This is a genomic window from Actinoplanes sp. NPDC051513 (assembly GCF_044454685.1).
GTDB lineage: Bacteria > Actinomycetota > Actinomycetes > Mycobacteriales > Micromonosporaceae > Actinoplanes.
In genome coordinates this window covers 532,253-547,521 of the sequence record NZ_JBITDW010000004.1, presented here as the reverse complement: position 1 = coordinate 547,521, position 15,269 = coordinate 532,253, and the positions used below count along the sequence as shown (strand labels likewise).

Here is a 15,269-nt window from a genome sequence, read left to right as displayed (position 1 = left end):
AACGCCGCCGTGACAGCGCCCGATGAGGATCGGGCGGCACGCGATCCGGGGAGGAAACGTGGATGAGGAGCCGCCGTCCGGCGCGCTGCTGCTGCGCGTCTGGTGCGATCGTGAAGGTGTCGTCGCGCGCTTCTTCGACTGGACGGTGGCGGGCGCGGAAGACGACGGCCCGCCCCGCTACGCCGCCGGGATCGAGGAGATCACCGAGGCGGTTCGCCGCTGGCTGCTCGAAATGTCTGGCGAATAAAATCAACGACAACTGTCTTGAAGGCACGCCGACCGCGTTCTCCAATTGCGTCAGTCCTGATACGGGGGTGACGGTGGTGGCGGCCGACCGAAATACGCAGACCCAGCTCAGCCTGCTCGGCGGGCTGGAGTTTCGACATGCGGGAAAGTGCATTTCCATTCCGATTGCCGGGCAGCGGCTGCTCGCATTTCTGGCGCTGCACGACTGGCATCAGCATCGTTCCGTCATCGCCGGCACGCTATGGACGGACGTGTGCGACGAGCGGGCCGCGGCCCGGTTGCGGACCGCCCTGTGGCGCATCCGCCGCGCCGGCGCGGGCCTGGTCCACTCCGAAGGCCCCTACCTGCGTATCGACCGCGGCATCCGGGTCGACCTCACCGATCTGGTCGGCGCGACCCGGCGGCTCGTGGCCGATCCGTTCGCCGCTGGGGAGCCGCCGGTGACCGCGGCCATGCTCGGGCTCGACCTGCTGCCGCAGTGGCACGACGACTGGGTGGTGATCGAGCGGGAGCGGCTGCGACAGCTGCGCCTGCACGGGCTCGAGGCGCTCTGCCGCCGCCTGTCCACTCAGGGCCGGCACGCGGCCGCGATCGACGCCGGCATCCGCGCCGTGCAGATCGAGCCGCTGCGCGAGACCGGCCAGCGGGTGCTGATCGCCGCCCACCTGGGCGACGGCAATGTGGCCGAGGCGGTCCGCCAGTACCGGTCGTTCCGCGGCCAGCTCAGCGAGCACCTGGGCATCGAGCCGGGCCCGGAGATCCGCGCTTTGTTCCGCCAGGCCTGCGCGGCGGTCTAACCGGCCAGCAGCCGGTAGGGCTTCGGGAACCACGCCCAGTGGTCGTCGCACCAGGCGAGGCCGTCGTAGGAGAGCCCAGCCGTCTGCCCCGGCGTCACGTAGCGCCAAGCCGCCCAGACGCGCTTGGGCAGCAGCAGCCCGGCGATCGTGCGGTAGCCGCCCGGGAAGAACCGGGACAGCTCGTTGGCGTCGCCGAGCATCCCGGCCGGGGCTACGTGGATCTCCACGCGGGCGTTGGTGTCGGGGTGGCGGAAGTCGAGCGGACCGGCCCACAGCTCCTCGTAGCGCCGCCGTGCCCGCTCGACCGTGCCGGGCGTGAAGGTCTTGGCGTAGTCCTCGTCCCTGGGGCGCATCTCGCGCAGCGCGACGCCGGTGCGGTCGACCGCGATGGCCTGCAGCATCGGTTCCAGCTGGAGGCGCAGCACGGTGATCGACACGCCGGACTGGGTGCGGGCGTCGCCGGCGTCCCACTCGTCGAGCATCTCCCGCCAGGCAGTCTCGACGGCGGCCAGACGCTCGGGGTCGAAGCGGCCCGGCTCGGCGCGGTAGGCGGCCCAGCCGCGCTCGTGGACGAAGCGCGGCTCGGGGCGGGCGCGGGCGTCGGCGAGGCAGTCGGCGGCCTCGGCGAGCCAGGCGCGGCGCTGGCGGTCGTCGCCGGCACGGCCGGAGAGCAGGTCGGCCGTCAGCACCAGTTCGCCGACGTCCATCAGGTCTTCCACGCCCTCGACCGGTGGCGGCGGCTCGGCCGACAGGCACGCCTCGGGCAGGCCGGGCGCGTTGCCCGCGGTGTAGGTGGCCCGCAGCTTCCCGTCGTGCAACCGCATGCCGTGCGAGCGTCCCTCGCGCGGGAAGCCTTCCAGGTCGAGGAACCAGGTGGCCTCCTCGGAGCGGTGCAGCCGGCCGGGCGGGAAGTGGAAGCGGACCGTGCCGAGAGGACGGACGTCACCGCGTACCAGATCGGCCGGCAGCAGCCCCGCGCCCGCTCGCACCTGAAGCCCCCGGTCGTGGGCGAGCGCAGCGAGGCCGATGATCGGCAGCGCGAGCGGGCCGAGCGGGTCGAGCTCCCATTCCTCCCGGCCGTAGAGCTCCTGGTGACACCCCAGGGCGGCGGCGAGCGCCGCGTCGAACGCCGCCTGCTCCGCGGCCGCAAGAAGATCAAGAAGCGGGCGTACGCGCAGAGCGACGTATTCCGGCTCGGCAATCGTTTCGCCCGTCCCGGCCATGGCCTCGCGCGCGGCGGCGATCGTCGCGGGGTCCGGACGGGTCAGCGCGGCGCCCACCGCCGTCCAGAAGGAGTCGCCGGTCTCGCCCAGCCGTTCGAGCAGCGCCGGGTCGCCGAGCACGGCCAGCCCCGCCTCGTCGCGCAGCGCCCGGCACACGCCGACCGCCGGCAGCCACGTGCTCGGCCCGATCGCGACACCCTCGGCCGGGAACTGCCGCACGCCGCCGGGCACCGGCAGCTCGACGCTCCCGCGGTCGCGCATCCAGGCGATCCCGGCCGCCGCTGCCGCGCACGACGCGCCGGCGAGGGCCTGCTCGCGCACCCGGGACTTGCCGAGCGCCGCGGTGAGGCAGGCGCGTTCCAGCTCGGCCTCGAGCAGGTCGAGCCCGTCGCGGCCGGTGGGGTCGCGGGTCAGCAGCACCTCGCGGCGCCCCTCGACGTATGCCAAGGTCTCCGTCCAGCGCTCGGCGGCGGTCACTGCCCCTCCCCTCCCCTCGGGTGGCTTGACGTAGTAGTAGACGACGTCCGGCGGGGTCCTGGACAGCTCCTTTCCCCGCCTGTAGCCGTATTGCCGCTAAAGCAGGTCACCAGGGAGTTCATGGCCTTGACAGTCATCAATGACGAGCATTGGATGTTACCGGGAGGTAACGACAATGATCACTGGCTGGATGCGTGCCGCTGTCGCCCTGAGCCTGGTGCTGCCGTTCGCGGCGGCCGGTGAGCCGGCCCTGGCCGACCCTCCCGTCTGCTCCGCGCCGGCGCCGAGCACCACCCAGCCGGGCTACACCGTCGCCGACCCCGACTGCGACATCACCGGGACGCCGTTCGTGGCGCTGGCGGGCGCTCGCGCCTACACCGGGATCAGCGCGGGCGCGGCGTACCGGATCGAGGTCCCGGCCCGGTGGAACGGCAAGCTCGTGGTGTACGCGCACGGCTACCGCGGCACCGGGACCACGGTGTACGTGAACTCGCCCGACCTGCGCGCGCACTACGTCGGCGACGGTTACGCGTGGGCGGCCTCCAGCTACGCGACGAACGGTTACGACGTGGGGCAGGGCGTGCGCGACTCGTACGCGATGATCGGTCTTTTCCGCCAGGTGACCGGGCGCGCGGCGAGAAGCGTCATCATGACCGGCGCATCGATGGGCGGTCACGTCACCGCAGTGGCGATCGAGACCTATCCGCGCGCGTTCGCCGGCGCGATGCCCTACTGCGGCGTGCTCGGCGACACGAAGTTGTTCGACTACTTCCTCGACGCGAACGTCACCGCGGCCGCGCTCGCGAAGACGCCGATCGACTTTCCGCTCACGCCCGCGCCCGACTATCAGGACCAGTGGCGGGCGACGGTGGCCGCGATCCTGCCCGCGCTCGGGGTGAACGTGGGGCGGCCACCGGCGCTGACCGCGGCCGGGCAGACGTGGTCCGACGTGGTGGAACGCCGCACCGGCGGGCCGCGGCCGGGCTTCGCCGGCGCGTTCGCCTACTGGAACACGGCGACCTCGCTGGCGCCGCTGAGCGACATGCCGTTCCTGTTCGGCCTGTATCCGGGCTTGACCGGCGGAACGGCCAACATCGCGCCCGGCAACGTGACCGACAACCGGGGCACGTTCTTTCGCAGCACCGACGGCATCTGGCCGACCGCGGCCGAGTGGCGGCTCAACGCCTCGGTGTTGCGGGTGCGCCACACCGCCGTCGCCGACCGCGGTCTCGCCGGGATTCCCCGCGTGGATGGCAATCCGCGCATCCCGGTCCTGTCCCTGCACGACATCGGCGACCTGTTCGTGCCGTTCTCGATGGAGCAGGTGTACGCCGCCGAGGCCGCCGCTCACGGTCGCGGCAAGTTGTTCGTCTCGCGGGCGATCCGCGGCGTCGGGCACTGCGACTTCACCCAGGAGGAGCTGGCCGCGGGCTTCGACGACCTGACCGCGTGGGTCTATACCGGACACCGGCCCGCCGGTGACGCGATCCTCAACCCGAAGGCGGTGGCGTCCCCGGCGTTCGGCTGCCGCTTCACCCGTGGCGCTCACCCCTACTTCGTCGCGCCGGCCTGCCCCTGAGGTTGAGGGTAGGGCCAGCCCTACCTTCGATCGGGTGGCTCACCGGATCGGCCGCACGGTGTTCGATGAATAGCGTCGTGGGTATGACGACGACTCTGATCGACACTCAGCTCGCCCCGGCGCCGGCGGTCCGTGCGTGGGGCCGCCTCGTCACCGACACCCGATATGTCCTCACCGGATTTCCGCTGGCCGTGGTCGCGTTCAGCGTCTGCCTGACCGGCTTCGCGGCCGGGGCCGGGCTGGCGGTGGTCTGGGTCGGCGTGCCGCTGCTGGCCGCCGCCCTGATGTGGGCACGCGGTTTCGCCGCCGCCGAGCGGGCCCGGGTCGCCCCGGTGCTCGGCGCGGCCCTTCCGGCGCCTTCCTACCGCACGGCGGCTTCGGCTTCGCTGCCGGCGCGGCTGATCGCGGTGCTGGCCGACCCGCAGGCGTGGCGGGACCTCACGCACGCGGTGCTGCGGCTCGCGCCCAGCACGATCGCGTTCTCGTTCGTGGCGACCTGGTGGGCCGGGGTGCTCGGCGGGGCGACCTGGTCGCTGTGGGGGTGGGCGCTGCCGGGCGACGACGTCGAGCTGCCGGAGCTGCTCGGCTTCGGCGACGGGTACGGGACGATCGTGCTCTTCTACCTGGCCGTCGCCGCGGTGTTCGCGCTCACCCTGCCGGCGGTGGCCCGGGCGGCGGCGCGGTTCGAGGCGGGGTTCGCCCGCGCGCTGCTCTAGCTTTCGTCCCGCCGGCGGACGCGCTTCCCTTCCGCCGGCGGGCGCGCTTCCCTTCCGCCGGCGGGCGCGCTTCCCTTCCGCCGGCGGGCGCGCTTCCCTTCCGCCGGCGGGCGCGGGTAACGCACCGGTCGTCGACGGTGTCTATCCGCGCTCGCGCTTTCGCCCACCCTGCCCACGATCCAGGTAAGGCCTTTCCACCTACCGGTGACGGAACTACCCTCCCTGGTGACATTGATGCTTGACGATCTATGCGGGAGGGGACGTGCATCAGATGACGAACCGGGGGGTGTCTCGGCGGGCCGTGCTGGCGGGGACCGGGGCGGCGGTCGCGGCGTCCACGGTGGGGCTGCCGGAAGCGGCCGGTGCGGCGCCGGCCGACATCGGGCCGGCCGGCGCCGGGCTCACGCTCTGGTACGACGAGCCGGCCGAGGACTGGGAGAGCCAGGCGCTGCCGATCGGCAACGGCACGCTCGGGGCGATGGTCTTCGGACGGACCGGGACCGAGGCCATCCAGTTCAATGAGAAGACGCTCTGGAGCGGTGGGCCCGGTTCGGAGGGCTACGACTTCGGGAACTGGCGGGAGCCGCGGCCAGGGGCGATCGCGCGGGTGCAGCAGGCGATCAACGAACGGGAGCGGGTGGCGCCGGAGGAGGTGGCCGCCGAGCTCGGGCAGGCCCGATTCGGGTACGGCAGCTATCAGAGCTTCGGCGAACTCGCGTTAACTTTCGCGGACGCGACGGTCACCGGCTATCGCCGCTCGCTCAATCTGAGCACCGCGGTGGCCACGGTCTCGTACACGGCCGGCGGCGTGCGGCACGAGCGTTCACATTTCGCGAGCAATCCCGATCGGGTGATCGTGGCCCGGCTGGCCGCCGACCGGCCCGGCCAGATCGCCTTCACGGCGGCGGTCCTGCTGCCGGCCAACCGCACGGCCACGTCGACCGCCGCGAACGGCCGGATCACGGTCGCCGGCGCGCTGACCGACAACGGGCTGCGCTTCGAGGGCCAGGTGCGGGTACTGACCGGCGGTGGCAGCCGGGTCGACAACCCGGACGGCTCGGTCACGGTGAGCGGCGCCGACTGGGCGACCATTCTCGTCGCGGCCGGAACCAATTACTCCGGCGAATACCCGGCCTATCGCGGAACCGATCCCCACGGCCGGGTCACGGCCGATCTCGACCGGGCGGCCGCGCGGCCGTACGCGAAATTGCTCGCCGCCCACGTGCGCGACCATCAGTCGCTGTTCGGCCGGGTGCGCCTCGACCTCGGCCAGCGGATGCCGAATGTGCCGACCGATGAGCTTCTGGCGTCCTATCAGAGCGCCGGCAGCCCGGCCGATCGCGCCCTGGAGGCGCTTTTCTTCCAGTACGGCCGCTATCTGCTCATCGGGTCGTCGCGCGACAACGCCCGCCTGCCCGCGAATCTGCAGGGCGTGTGGAACAAGTACGACGCCGCGCCGTGGAGCGCCGATTACCATGTCAACATCAATCTCCAGATGAACTACTGGCTCGCCGATCCGGCGAACCTCGGCGACACGACCGGCCCGCTGTTCGATTTCATCGACGCGCTGCGCGCGCCGGGCGCGGTGACGGCCAAGGAGATGTTCGGCAATCCGGGCTTCGTGGTTCACAACGAGACCAACGCGTACGGTTTCACCGGCGTCCACGACTGGCCGACCGCTTTCTGGTTCCCCGAGGCGGCGGCGTGGCTCGCCCAGCACCTCTACGACCATTACCGGTTCACGCTGGATCGCCGTTTCCTGCGCGACCGCGCGTACCCGGTGATGCGCGACGTGGCCCTTTTCTGGCTGGAGGAGCTGATCGTCGATCCGCGCGACGGCACCCTGGTGGTCTCCCCCAGCTACTCCCCCGAGCACGGCGATTTCTCCGCCGGCGCCTCGATGTCCCAGCAGATCGTCTTCGACCTGTTCACCAATGTGGTCGAGGCCGCCACCCTGGTGGGCGATTCCCGTTTCCGTAATGAGGTCGCCGGCGCCCTGAACCGCCTCGACCCCGGCACCCGGATCGGCTCCTGGGGCCAGCTCCAGGAATGGAAAGGCGACTGGGACGACCCCGCCGACGACCACCGCCATGTATCGCACCTCTACGCGCTGCACCCCGGCCGCCAGATAACCCCGGCCACGACCCCCGGCCTGGCCCGCGCCGCCGAGGTTTCGCTGCGCGCCCGCGGCGACGGCGGAACCGGCTGGAGCAAGGCCTGGAAAATCAATTTCTGGGCCCGCCTGCTGAACGGCGACCACGCCCATCTGATGCTCAGCGAACAGCTGAGGACGAGCACGCTGACCAATCTGTGGGACACCCACCCGCCGTTCCAGATCGACGGCAACTTCGGCGCCACCTCCGGCGTGGTCGAAATGCTCCTGCAGAGTCACGGCGACGAGGTGCACATCCTGCCCGCCTTGCCCTCGTCCTGGCCGGAGGGCCGGGTGACGGGCCTGCGCGCCCGCGGCGACCTGACCGTCGACATCGCGTGGTCCGCCGGCGCCGCTCGCGAGATAGCGGTATCGGCCGGCCAGGCCACCAGCGTCACCCTGCGCAGCTCGCTTTTCGGTTCGGCTTTCCGTTTCCCGCACCGCTCGCAGCGCGACGGTGACCGGATCACCTTCACCGCCCGGCCGGGCGAGCGTTACGTCGCCACCGCGGGCTGAAACCCGCCGCCTCACCCCGGACGTCCACCGGGGTGGGGCGCCGGCCGTTGAAGCTATTCCTGGGCGTTCGTCACCTCGGCATAGTCGCAGACATCGAGACGCGACGTTCTTCGGCGGTATTCGGACGCCATTCCCGGCCAGTTCGTGACGATCCGGCCGGTGGCCGTGCGATACCAGCTCTGGCAGCCGGTCCACACGCTGGTCGCGAGGCGCTGCTGCATCTCGGCGTCGTAGGCCACCGCCCGCTCGGGACGCACCTCCATCGGGCCGGCGCCCTCGGCGATCCGTTTCACGGCCTGCACGAGATAACGGGCCTGCGCCTCGTGGAAGTAGATGACCGAGGTGTTGCCCGTGTTCGTGTTCGGGCCGTACATGAGGAACAGGTTGGGAAAACCGGGAACGGCAACACCCAGCAACGCGTACGCGCCGTCGCGCCACACCTCGTCGAGGGTCCGGCCGTCCCTTCCCGCGATGCGCATGGGCGCCAGGAACTCGGTGGCCGCGAAGCCCGTCGCGTACACGAGCAAGTCGCAACCATGCACCTCGCCGTCGGCCGTCCGAACGCCTTCCGGTGTCACCTCGACGATTTTCTCGGTGACGAGGTCGACGTCCTCGCGGGCGAGGGCCGGCAGCCATTCGCTGGTGAACAGGATCCGCTTGCAGCCCATCGGCTCGGTCGGGGTGACCCGGGCGCGCAGCGCCGGATCCCGCACCTGCCACCGCCGCTGCAGCGTCGAAATGCCGCGCAGAGCGGCCGCGGCGACCGGATTTCCCGTCACCGCCTTTCCCTGCACCATCGTCATGGCCCACGTAGCGGCGCGAGGCAGGCGCATGAGCCGCGGCATCATCGTGTACGCGGTGCGCCGCCCCACCCCATAACGCCGATCCGGTTTCGGCAGCGTCCACGGCGCGTTCCGCTGAAAGACGACCACCTTTGCGGCGCGCCCCGCGATCGCCGGAACGAGCTGAATGGCGCTCGCGCCGGTCCCGATGACCGCGACCCGCTTTCCCTCGATTTCGAGGCTCTCATTCCAGTCGGCGGTGTGCACCGCCCGGCCGGCGAATTGCTCGACCCCGGTCAGCGACGGCACCGAGGGACGGCTCAGCTGACCGACGGCCGGCACCAGCACGTCGGCCAGCAGGTCTTCACCGTCGCTCGTGCGCAGCCGCCAGCAGCCACCGGCGTCGTCCCAGCACGCCTCCGCGACCTCGGTGTTGAGACGAACCCGCTCGGTCACGCCAAAACGGACCGCGGTCCGCCGCAGGTAGGCCAGGATCTCGCCGTGCGGCGGGAAGCGCCGCGACCAGCCCGGATTCTGCGCGAACGAGTACGAATACAGCGGCGCCGGCACATCACAGGCGCACCCGGGATACGAGTTGTCCCGCCAGACGCCGCCGATCGACCCCGCCTTCTCGAGCAGGACGACATCCCGGAAACCGGCCTTCAGCAGGGCGACCGCGGCCGCGATGCCGCCGAAGCCGGCCCCGATGATGACCAGGCGCGGTTGCCTCATACCCGATACAGGGTTCCGACGCGGTCGGCGTACACGCGCTCTTCGGGCGGGGCGCTTCCACCATCGCCGTCCTCACCCGTGCCGGTCTCCGGGGGCGCGCTTCCACCACCGCCGTCCTCACCCGTGCCCGTTTCCGGGGGCGCGCTTCCACCACCGCCGTCCTCACCCGTGCCGGTCTCCGGGGGCGCGCTTCCACCACCGCCGTCCTCACCCGTGCCGGTCTCCGGGGGCGCGCTTCCACCACCGCCGTCCTCACCCGTGCCCGTCTCCGGAGGGGCGCTTCCACCGCCGCCGTCCTCACCCGTGCCGGTCCACTCCTCAGGCGGGTTGGTGCCGCCTCCGCCGTCTTCGCCGGTGCCGGTGTCGGTGCCGTCGACGAGAATCAGCAGCGCGATCTCGTCTCCCCACGCCGCGACCATTTGCGGAAAGGCCGCACACATGGTTTCCGCCACATCGCAGCCAACATCGACGATGGTAGATTCGGCAACAAAGGTGCCATGGGGCTGGCTCATCGCGTCCCCTCTCAGCGTGCCCAAGACGAAGGCACGGGTCCTGCGCCGAAACTAGCAGCCTGTTGGCGGTGTGCCAATAGGCTCTCGACGCGTCCCAGGCAGCACCCGACAGACCTCTCCGGCGGCTTCGAACAGCACTTCTCGGGCAGCGTCGACCGGCAGCCCTCAGGCAGCCTCCAACAGCAGCCGCGCGCAGGTCACCGGGTCGTCCGCGAACGGGAGATGGCCGCAACCCGCAAGCCGGACGTGGCGGGCGTCCGGGAGGATCCGGCGGGCGCGCTTCGCCTGGCGGTAGGGCAGCACGAGATCGCGGTCGCCCCACGCTACAGTCACGGGCACTCCCGCAATCGGCGATGCGCCGTGGATCGGCAATAAGCCCGGAGTCGGCGTTACGCCCGGAGTCGGGGACACGCCCGGAGTCGGCGTTACGCCCGGAGTCGGGGACACGCCCGGAGTCGGCGTTACGCCCGGAGTCGGGGACACGCCCGGAGTCGGGGACACGCCCGGAGTCGGCGTTACGCCCGGAGTCGGGGACACGCCCGGAGTCGGGGACACGCCCGGAGTCGGCGACAGGCCCGAGGTCGGCGAAGCAGCGGAGAACGGCGATGCGCCGGGGATCGTTGAAGTTAATCGCCATTCGCCCAGCTCGCGTCGAGCCGCGGCGAAACCGGGGGCGGCCGCGAGGGCTGTAGCGTCAGCTAGGCAGTCTGCCGGGTCCAGCGACGCGGGGTGGCCGTAGAAGATTCCGCAAAGCGCGATTCGCCCCGCGCGAGTGGCGAAGAGCCCAGGGAGGGCCGGCCTCAGCGTCGCGCCGCCGGCGCGTGCGAGATGCAGGACCGTGCGGCACCAGGCAGCCCCGGCCGCGCCGAAGAAGCCGATCGGCGAGAACGCCACCACTGACCGCGCGATCCCGCGGCGGGCCAGCTCGAGCGCTATGCCGCCGCCGAGCGAACTGCCGCCGATCGCGGGGTGGCGCACGCCGAGCTCGGACAGGAAGGCGGCGACCCGATCGGCGAGGTGCGGCACGGAGCCCGGGACGCCGTCGTCGGCGCTGCTGCCGAAGCCCGGCAGGTCGAGCGCGATCACGTCGTGCTGCTCGGCGAGCCGGTCGATCACCGGGTTCCAGACCTGCCACCGGCTGCCGATGCCGTGGATCAGAACGATCGGGCTGCCGCTCCCCCGACGGTGATGGTTCAGAGCTATCGGGCTGCCGCTTCCCCGCCTGTGGTGGTTCACCGCGCCTCCACTTATTGACATCTCGCCAACAACGGTGCCACCGTACGCCATGGCGCATGACTTCGACGTCGTCATCATCGGCTCCGGTTTCGGCGGCAGTGTCAGCGCGCTGCGCCTGACCGAGAAGGGCTACCGGGTGGCGGTCCTCGAGGCCGGCCGCCGGTTCGCGGACGACGAGTTCGCCGAGACCTCCTGGCGGCTGCGCCGCTACCTCTACGCCCCCGCCCTGGGCTGCTACGGCATTCTCCGCCTCACGCTCCTGGGACACGCCATGATCATGTCCGGGGCCGGCGTGGGCGGCGGCTCGCTCGGATACGCCAACACGCACTACGAGCCGCCCGACGCCTTCTTCTCCGATCCGCAGTGGTCGGCCGTCACCGACTGGAAGGCCGAGCTGGCACCCGCCTACGACCAGGCGAAACGCATGCTGGGCGTAACCACGAATCCGGTGGAGACGGAGGCCGACCGGGCGTTGCGCGCGGTGGCCGAGGACCTGGGAGTCAGCCACACCTACCGCCGGACACCCGTCGGCGTCCTCTTCTCACCGGGAGACGCCGCCCCCACGGAAGGCGCCGCCCCCACGGAAGGCGCCGCCCCCACGGGAAGCGCCGCCCCCACGGGAAGCGCCGCCCCCACGGGAAGCGCCGCCCCCACGGGAAGCGCCGCCCCCACGGGAAGCGCCGCCCCCACGGGAAGCGTTGCCGATCCCTTCTTCGGTGGCGTGGGGCCCCAACGGCGGGCCTGCACCCTCTGCGGGGCCTGCATGACCGGGTGCCGGGTGGGCGCCAAGAACACCCTGGTCAAGAACTACCTCTATCTCGCCGAACGGGCGGGCGCGGTCGTCAAGCCGCTCACCACGGTCACCGACGTGCGGGCGCTCGATGGCGGGGGCTTCGCCGTACGTACGCGTAAGACCGGCCGAATCGCCAAGGGTGAGGTGACCGCCGGGCAGGTGATTTTCGCGGCCGGCGCGCTCGGCACCCAGCGGTTGTTGCACCGCCTGCGTGACCGGGGCCGGCTGCCGGGCATCTCGCCCCGGCTCGGCGAGCTCAGCCGCACCAACTCGGAGTCCATCCTCGGGGCGCGGACCCGGCGACGCGACCGCGACTACAGCCGTGGGGTGGCGATCACCTCGTCGATCCACCCCGATCCGGCCACGCATGTCGAGCCGGTGCGCTACGGCAGGGGCAGCAACCTGCTGGCGATGCTCTCGACCGTCCTCGTGGACGACACCGGCGGCCGGTCGCGGTTGCTGGCCGGCGTCAAGGAGCTGGTGCGCGGGCGGAAGGACCTGCGGCTGCTCGTCTCGCCCCGCCGCTGGTCGGAGCAGACGATCGTCCTGCTCGGCATGCAGCCGCTCGACAATTCGATCACGCTGTACACCAAGCGCGGGCGGCTCCGCAGCCGTCCCGGCGTCGGCGAGCCCAACCCCGTGTGGGTCCCGGCCGCCCACGACGTGGCCCGCCGGGTCGCCGAGAAGATCGACGGCGTGCCGCTCGGCGCCGCGACCGAGCTGATCGGCCGCCCGGTCACCGGTCACTTCATCGGTGGGTGCGCGATCGGCGCGGACGCCGACCACGGCGTGATCGATCCCTATCACCGGCTCTACGGCCATCCCGGCCTGCACGTCGTCGACGGCTCGGCGGTGGCGGCCAATCTCGGCTTCAACCCGTCGCTCACCATCACGGCCCTGGCCGAGCGGGCGATGTGGATGTGGCCCAACGCCGGGGAAGCGGACCTGCGCCCCGCGCTTGGCGAGCCCTATCGGCGGGTGGAGCCGGTCGCTCCCCACCACCCGATCGTCCCGGAGACCGCCCCGGGCGCGCTCCGCCTGCCGGCGCTTCCCTGAACGGCAACACGAAGCACGAGACGAGAGCCGGGACCAGTCCCAGGCGGCGAGTGGATCGCGCAGGATTGAGGGAGAGCCGCGCTGGGCCAAGCAGACCGCGCGGGCCGGAGGGAGACCGGGCCTGGGTCCGGAGCGAGCGGATCGCGCGGGCGAAAGGGGACGGCGCCCCGGCCCAGGGCCGGGCTGAAGGCTCTGGGCCGGGACGCCGGAGTCGTAGGGCGCCGCCGCGCCCCACGACCGTCTACTTCAGCGTGATTCCGGTGGCCGCGCAGGCGACGCCGTCGGGGACGCTGGAGGTCTGGGTGGGCTCGCCGCTGGTCACGCCCTTGAAGAGGGCGCACACGTTCTTCGCCGTGCCGCCGATCAGGGTGGCGTTGGTGATGGTCGCCGTGTCGCCCAGGTTGGGGTTGATGCCGGCCAGGGTCTTGAGCGGGGCCGTCACCGTCACGTCCGAGATCTCGACATGGCGGGCGAACTGCTTCGAGCAGTTGCCGCACGAGCGGTACAGCTTGCCGATGTCCGAGGCCTGGAAGTTCTTGATGATGAACGTTCCGGGTCCGTTGTGCTGGAACACCTTGTCGGACGCGTGCATGGCGCCGCCGCCGGTGACCGTCATGGTCTGGGTCGCCGCGGTGCCCTTGAACGTGGCGGCGTCCTCGCCCACGTCCAGCCACCACACGTTGCGCAGGGTGCAGCTTCCCTTGCAGTGCACGCCGTCCGCCGCGGGGGCGCCGATGATGACGTTCGCGAGGGTGGCGCCGTCGGCCAGCTCGAACAACGGGTCCTGGCCCTCGTCCTGGCCGCCGTCGCCGAGGTCGCCGCCGCCGATGAACTCCACGTTCCCGCCGTCGAAAGTGCCGCTCACGGCTTTCGTCGCGGTAAGGGTGGTGGTGCCCGTCGCTTTCGGCCAAGACGTGGCCGGAGCCGTCGGAGAGGAAGAAGTGGTGGGCGAAACGGAAGCCGACGCGGAAGCCGAGGCCGTAGCGGACGGCGAAGCGGTGGCGCTGGCGGTCGCGGTAAGGGTCGCGCTGGGTGTCACGGGTATGCCGAGCAGCGAAGTAACCGCGACATCGTCGAACGACGCGGCCGCCGCCGTGGTCAACAGCCCCACCCGCCCCGAGGTCAGCCCCGTACGAAAGCTGCCGACGGAAACCCCGTCCACGTACCCGGAAACTGTCCCGCCCGAGACATCGACCCGCAGCGCGTGCCACCCGTCGGCCGCCGACGGGAGCGAAACTTTCCCGAGAACGGTGACAGTGGACCCGCGAACCTCCTCGAGCCGCGCGCCCAAGGGCACCAGCACGAGCCGATCGAACTGGTGCGCCCCGCCGGCGCGGGCCGCGATCCCGGCCGCGGCGCTGTCCCCGGTCAGCGAAACAGCCTTCACGGCGGCGGAGAACGTGTAGTCCGTCCACCCGGTGTCGCCCGCGAACTGCCGGGCCAGCGAGCTCCCCGCATCCGACTGCCGCAACACTTTCGTGCCGTCGGCGACGACGGACCACGACCCGCCCGACTTCGACCATCCGGCCGAGTTCCCGTCCTCGAAGTCGTCGCTGAGCGATGTGTCCGCGCTTCCCGCGAACGCCGTCGCGGTGATGCCGGCGGCCGCGGCCACGACCACCGCGAACCCACCGGCGAGAACGGCTCGCCGCCGGCCGCGAAGGGCCTTTGCGTGCTTCATCCGTGCGCTCCTCCAGATCAATGTCGTACGTGATCTAGTGGTCGGAGGGCGCAGAAAGGTTGCCGGCGAATTCGAGAAAGTTTGGGCTTGAACCCGACGCTGCGTCAGGTCCTAGCGTTCGAGGCGACCGCGAAGGGAGGGACGATGACCGAGCAGCGGGAGTGGCGGATCGGGGAGCTGGCCCGGGCCACCCGGGTGACCGTGCGGGCGCTGCATCACTACGACCGGCTGGGCCTGCTGACGCCGTCGTCGCGGACGGCGGGCGGGCATCGGTGCTACACCGGCGACGACGTCCGCCGGCTGCACACGATTCTCGCGCTGCGGGGATTCGGCCTTTCCTTGCGGGACATCGCGGCGGCTCTGGCGGCCGGCGGCGAGGACCCCCGCGACATCCTCCGCCGTCAGCTGGCCGAGACCGAGGAGCGGATCCGCCAGGCCCACCAGGTGCGCGCGCGCCTGCGAAGCCTGCTGGAGCGGCTCGACGATCCGGAGCCGTCGCAGTTCGTCACATTGATCGAGGAGATGGTCACGATGAGCCAGCCCCTGACGCCCGAACAGATCGAGCAGATGCAAACGGCCCGCCGGGAGTGGGCGGCCACGCTCAGCGAGGAGGAACTCGCCGAGATGAGCCGCAAGCGTTCCGAGGCGATGGCCGCGATGTCGCCGGAGCAGATCGCCGAGATGCAGCAAACCCGAGCCCGGCTGATGGGCCACTGACAAAAATTGACGGGCCACTAACAAAAGGGGCGCCCCGAAAGGGCGCCCCTTTTC

The 15,269-nt window shown here is 71.4% G+C and carries 12 protein-coding genes; 7 read left to right on the top strand and 5 right to left on the bottom strand.

Features of this window, described 5'->3' with window-relative positions:
* Positions 1-58 precede the first annotated feature (58 nt).
* Positions 59-247, top strand: coding sequence for a hypothetical protein (locus ACIA5D_RS16985; RefSeq protein ID WP_396030863.1), 189 nt, complete (start codon positions 59-61; stop codon positions 245-247).
* A gap of 76 nt (positions 248-323) precedes the next feature.
* Positions 324-1,043 (top strand): BTAD domain-containing putative transcriptional regulator, encoded by a 720-nt coding sequence (locus ACIA5D_RS16980; protein ID WP_396030861.1) that lies wholly within the window; start codon positions 324-326, stop codon positions 1,041-1,043.
* Here ACIA5D_RS16980 and ACIA5D_RS16975 read toward each other — a convergent pair.
* Positions 1,040-2,743, bottom strand: a complete 1,704-nt coding sequence (locus tag ACIA5D_RS16975; protein WP_396030860.1) for an Imm49 family immunity protein — start codon at positions 2,741-2,743, stop codon at positions 1,040-1,042. The two genes, ACIA5D_RS16980 and ACIA5D_RS16975, sit on opposite strands and share 4 nt — an antisense overlap.
* Positions 2,744-2,918: 175 nt before the next feature.
* Here ACIA5D_RS16975 and ACIA5D_RS16970 point away from each other — a divergent pair, with 175 nt between their 5' ends.
* The 3 genes from ACIA5D_RS16970 (at position 2,919) to ACIA5D_RS16960 (ending at position 7,706) form a co-directional block, all read left to right on the top strand.
* Positions 2,919-4,322, top strand: a complete 1,404-nt coding sequence (locus tag ACIA5D_RS16970; RefSeq protein ID WP_396030859.1) for an alpha/beta hydrolase family protein — start codon at positions 2,919-2,921, stop codon at positions 4,320-4,322.
* Between the two features lie 83 nt (positions 4,323-4,405).
* A complete protein-coding gene (locus ACIA5D_RS16965) occupies positions 4,406-5,038 on the top strand; it encodes a sensor domain-containing protein (RefSeq protein WP_396030858.1) in 633 nt (210 codons plus the stop codon).
* Between the two features lie 271 nt (positions 5,039-5,309).
* Positions 5,310-7,706, top strand: a complete 2,397-nt coding sequence (locus ACIA5D_RS16960) for a glycosyl hydrolase family 95 catalytic domain-containing protein (protein WP_396030857.1) — start codon at positions 5,310-5,312, stop codon at positions 7,704-7,706.
* Positions 7,707-7,759: 53 nt separating this feature from the next.
* Here ACIA5D_RS16960 and ACIA5D_RS16955 read toward each other — a convergent pair whose 3' ends face one another.
* From ACIA5D_RS16955 to ACIA5D_RS16945, 3 genes are all read right to left on the bottom strand, one after another.
* Positions 7,760-9,220: a flavin-containing monooxygenase gene (locus ACIA5D_RS16955; RefSeq protein ID WP_396030856.1), complete on the bottom strand. Its 1,461-nt coding sequence runs from the start codon at positions 9,218-9,220 to the stop codon at positions 7,760-7,762.
* Positions 9,217-9,732 carry a hypothetical protein gene (locus tag ACIA5D_RS16950; RefSeq protein WP_396030855.1) on the bottom strand — a complete coding sequence of 172 codons (516 nt, stop codon included), beginning with the start codon at positions 9,730-9,732 and terminating at the stop codon, positions 9,217-9,219. Before ACIA5D_RS16950 ends, ACIA5D_RS16955 begins: the two co-directional genes overlap by 4 nt.
* 165 nt (positions 9,733-9,897) lie before the next feature.
* The gene (locus ACIA5D_RS16945; RefSeq protein ID WP_396030854.1) at positions 9,898-10,968 is read right to left on the bottom strand and encodes an alpha/beta fold hydrolase; all 1,071 of its coding nucleotides are present in this window, start codon (positions 10,966-10,968) and stop codon (positions 9,898-9,900) included.
* 49 nt (positions 10,969-11,017) lie between these two features.
* Here ACIA5D_RS16945 and ACIA5D_RS16940 point away from each other — a divergent pair, with 49 nt between their 5' ends.
* Positions 11,018-12,817 carry a GMC oxidoreductase gene (locus tag ACIA5D_RS16940; RefSeq protein ID WP_396030853.1) on the top strand — a complete coding sequence of 600 codons (1,800 nt, stop codon included), beginning with the start codon at positions 11,018-11,020 and terminating at the stop codon, positions 12,815-12,817.
* Positions 12,818-13,058: 241 nt separating this feature from the next.
* Here the strand turns inward: ACIA5D_RS16940 and ACIA5D_RS16935 are convergent, their stop codons facing one another.
* On the bottom strand, positions 13,059-14,498 hold the full coding sequence (locus ACIA5D_RS16935) for a pectate lyase (RefSeq protein ID WP_396030852.1): 1,440 nt from the start codon (positions 14,496-14,498) through the stop codon (positions 13,059-13,061).
* Between the two features lie 144 nt (positions 14,499-14,642).
* On the opposite strand from ACIA5D_RS16935, the gene ACIA5D_RS16930 reads away from it, so the two are divergent.
* Positions 14,643-15,215, top strand: coding sequence for a MerR family transcriptional regulator (locus ACIA5D_RS16930; protein WP_396030851.1), 573 nt, complete (start codon positions 14,643-14,645; stop codon positions 15,213-15,215).
* Positions 15,216-15,269 lie beyond the last annotated feature (54 nt).

Bases quoted from the DNA above. Each gene is read 5' to 3' on its own strand.
- ACIA5D_RS16940 (WP_396030853.1), top strand. From the start codon at position 11,018: ATGGCGCATGACTTCGACGTCGTCATCATCGGCTCCGGTTTCGGCGGC.
- ACIA5D_RS16950 (WP_396030855.1), bottom strand. From the start codon at position 9,732: ATGAGCCAGCCCCATGGCACCTTTGTTGCCGAATCTACCATCGTCGAT.
- ACIA5D_RS16970 (WP_396030859.1), top strand. From the start codon at position 2,919: ATGATCACTGGCTGGATGCGTGCCGCTGTCGCCCTGAGCCTGGTGCTG.
- ACIA5D_RS16960 (WP_396030857.1), top strand. From the start codon at position 5,310: ATGACGAACCGGGGGGTGTCTCGGCGGGCCGTGCTGGCGGGGACCGGG.
- ACIA5D_RS16935 (WP_396030852.1), bottom strand. From the start codon at position 14,498: ATGAAGCACGCAAAGGCCCTTCGCGGCCGGCGGCGAGCCGTTCTCGCC.
- ACIA5D_RS16955 (WP_396030856.1), bottom strand. From the start codon at position 9,220: ATGAGGCAACCGCGCCTGGTCATCATCGGGGCCGGCTTCGGCGGCATC.
- ACIA5D_RS16965 (WP_396030858.1), top strand. From the start codon at position 4,406: ATGACGACGACTCTGATCGACACTCAGCTCGCCCCGGCGCCGGCGGTC.
- ACIA5D_RS16930 (WP_396030851.1), top strand. From the start codon at position 14,643: ATGACCGAGCAGCGGGAGTGGCGGATCGGGGAGCTGGCCCGGGCCACC.